Raw genomic sequence first — 2,168 nt, 5'->3', positions numbered from 1 at the left:
GATGCTTTCCTCGGGGTGAGCGATAAGCCATCACCCATCGCTTACGCGCGTGGTTGTGATGTCTTATCTGTCTCACTCCAATCAATAAATGGAAACAGCTTTTAGCATCGAGAAAGCGCTAATAAATTTACTCGCATAAACAAAGCTAAAAAACTGTCACCAACCCCAATTTCATCATCTATTTATGTTCTTAATAGCCATTTGAAAGTTCAATTGTTTATGTTTACAGTCACTATAAGAAAAATGGTTAGTTAAAATCACCCAATAGCTTTAACAAAGCTTAATAAATTTCAAAAAATTAGGAGGTTATATGGTTAAACAGCTTATTTTACTAATTGGACCTACTTTTATGATCATTTTAGGTCTTCTTCTTATAAAGAATGTGCCCATCACTTTTTTGCTTTTCTATGGCTGGTTACTTCTTGTTCCCATTCTGGTTAGCTATAGAAGGAAAAAGCGTACTCGTTTATTAGTACCTCAGCCAAAATATTCAATGACAGTAGGAATTATTAGCGGAATAATTTGCTTAGTAGCTATTTATGGTTTTGCCTATTTACTTCAATCGGTAGTTATAGATCGAGAAGGCTTAGAAGTAGCACTTGTCCAATGGGATTTTACAGGAGCAAAGGTGATTTTCCTTATACTTTTCCTTATCTTCATTAACCCCATATTGGAAGAATTTTATTGGAGACGGTTTATGTTTGACCGATTACAACATAGACTAGGCTCGAAGCTTACAATTATTATAACGGCATTCTTTTATGCCTTATATCATTTCGTAGTGGTCATGCCGATCTTTCATGTACCTGTTTTCGCTACGATTATGGTATTTCTTGCAGGAATTATGTGGGGGATTTTTCGATCGAAGTTCCATACCATTGTTCCATCGATTATAAGTCATAGTATAGCGGATTTAGGGATAATGCTTGTTTACTTGTTTATCATTATTTAGACTCTGGTTTAGTTTTATGCTAAACCTTTTTTTATTGCCTATGATAAACTTTACTTAAATTGCGAATCAAGTATGGTAGATACGAACATTTAAGAAAAGACAACAAATAAAAAATTATGAAGCAATGCTTGAAATAAAAAGGGGATATATATACATGATTTCTTTTGTTGATTTGAATGGATATCGGGTGGATCTTAGTTTTGAAAAAGATAGCTTTTCAATAGAGCCTCAGCATGTGCTCGTTTTAGCACAGAAAGGTCATAAATGGTTGCTAACTAACCATCCTAAAAGAGGAATAGAGTTTCCTGGTGGTAAAAAAGAGGTATATGAAACTATAGAGGAAGCTGCTATCCGAGAAACTTTAGAAGAAACAAATGTAGCAGTATACCGTTTAGAATGGTTTGCCGAATATGTAGTTCATGATGTGAAACCATTTTGTAAGGCGGTATTTATAGCAGAGGTGAAGGATATACATACAGAGGCAGTGAATTATGAAACAGATGGAGCAGTCTGGCTCACGTCAAAAGAGCTAGAAGCTTGTCCGAATTTAAGCTTTCATATGAAGGACAAGGGAATGGAAGTCATTCTTAAAGAGGTGATGAATTATGAAGAAAGATGGAACGATTGACAGAATTCGTGTGTATCCGTCTCCAAATCCGAACGTGCATTTAAAAGAAATTACATACTGGTCTTGTGGCTTACGGATAAAAGGAATGCTAGCATACCCGATTAAAGAGGGAAATTATGATGGAATGCTGTATTGCAGAGGAGGTATCCAAGGGGTTGGTATGGTTCGCCCTGCACGAATTGCTCAATTTGCTTCTCAAGGACTTGTTGTCTTTGCTCCTTATTATCGTGGAAATCGAGGCGGAGAAGGACGAGACGAATTTGGTGGCGAGGATCGATGGGATGCCGTTTATGCTGTGGATGTATTAAAACAATTTTGCAACCCCGCCAAAATCCATCTATTTGCCTTTTCTAGGGGTGGCATGATGGCCTTATGGACAGCTGTTATAAGAGAAGACATCAGCTCGCTTGTTTCCTGGGCAGGAGTATCTGATATTTATCTCACATATGAGGAAAGACTGGATATGCGAAGAATGATGAAACGCGTAATAGGTGGGACTCCATCCAACCGTGAGGAAGAATATGAGGGAAGAAATGTATTGAACCAAATCGGAGAAATCCATGCCCCTGTGTTAATTATTCATGGGAG

At 37.3% G+C, this 2,168-nt stretch carries 3 protein-coding genes; all 3 read left to right on the top strand.

Translation table 11 applies throughout. The annotated features are described in order from the left end of the window. Positions 1–310 precede the first annotated feature (310 nt). Positions 311–952, top strand: coding sequence for a CPBP family intramembrane glutamic endopeptidase (locus AC06OU_RS12990; protein ID WP_475856287.1), 642 nt, complete (start codon positions 311–313; stop codon positions 950–952). 154 nt (positions 953–1,106) lie between these two features. After that, positions 1,107–1,580 carry an NUDIX domain-containing protein gene (locus tag AC06OU_RS12985; protein WP_475856285.1) on the top strand — a complete coding sequence of 158 codons (474 nt, stop codon included), beginning with the start codon at positions 1,107–1,109 and terminating at the stop codon, positions 1,578–1,580. Beyond that, the coding region (locus tag AC06OU_RS12980; protein ID WP_475856284.1) for an alpha/beta hydrolase family protein at positions 1,558–2,168 on the top strand (611 nt) is incomplete at its 3' end. The genes AC06OU_RS12985 and AC06OU_RS12980, both read left to right, overlap by 23 nt.

This window comes from Psychrobacillus sp., from assembly GCF_056205495.1.
Note: the sequence above shows the minus strand (reverse complement) of the source record. Positions and strands in the feature narration are given on the sequence as shown.